Here is an 871-nt window from a genome sequence, read left to right as displayed (position 1 = left end):
AAGTTCACCTCGCAGATGATCAAGGGCGTCGCCGAGATCGGTTGGAAACCCGAGCTCTTCTTCGTGCCGACCTCGGCCTCGTCGATCTCGTTCCTGGAGCCGGCCGGGCTCGACAACGCGGTCGGCCTGATCTCGTCGAGCAATCAGAAGGACACGATGGACCCGCAATGGGCCAGCGATCCCGGCGTGAAGGAGTATTTCGCCTTCATGAAGCAGTACATGCCGAATGCGGACCTCTCCAACTCCAACTACGCAGCCGGCTACCACTACGCGACCTTGCTGATGACGGTGCTGAAGGCGTGCAAGGACGATTTCAGCCGCGACAACATCCTGCGCCAGGCCGCCTCGCTGAAGGAGGTGAAGCTGCCGCTGCTGTTGCCAGGCATCAGCGTGAGCACCGGCCCCGACGACTATCTGCCGTTCCAGCAGCTGCAGCTCCGGCGCTTCAACGGCAAGAGCTGGGTCGGATTCGGCGACGTGCTGGACGATCGCTGACCAGAACGGAATAGGACAGACCATGATCATCAGCGGCGAACGCCAGATCGGCTATGCCGAGATCCAGGCGCGCATCAGACGCGCGGCAGGCGGCCTTCGTGCCCTCGGGCTTGCCGAGGGCGCACCGGTCGCCATGATGCTGCGCAACGATTTCGCCTTGTTCGAGGTGGTTGCCGCCTCCGCCGCGCTGGGCAGCCCGGTGGTGCCGATCAACTGGCATCTCAAGGCCGAGGAGGTCCGCTACATCCTGTCCGACAGCGGCGCGAAGATCCTGATCTGCCACGCCGACCTGCTGCCCCAGATCCACGGCGGCATTCCGGAGGATGTCCGCCTGCTCGTGGTCGCGACGCCGCCCGAGCTCGCGGCGACCTTCGCC

The 871-nt window shown here is 64.6% G+C and carries 2 protein-coding genes; both read left to right on the top strand.

What is annotated here, in order from left to right:
* Positions 1-495: ABC transporter substrate-binding protein (locus JHD07_RS29090; protein ID WP_291628418.1), on the top strand; the 495-nt coding region annotated here is incomplete at its 5' end.
* A 22-nt stretch (positions 496-517) separates the two neighbouring features.
* A partial coding sequence (locus JHD07_RS29085) for an AMP-binding protein (protein ID WP_291628417.1) occupies positions 518-871 on the top strand: 354 nt, incomplete at its 3' end.

Source organism: Bradyrhizobium sp., from assembly GCF_016462955.1.
GTDB lineage: Bacteria > Pseudomonadota > Alphaproteobacteria > Rhizobiales > Xanthobacteraceae > Bradyrhizobium.
The sequence above is the reverse complement of the archived record's forward strand: the minus strand, read 5'-3'. Positions and strand labels throughout refer to the sequence as shown.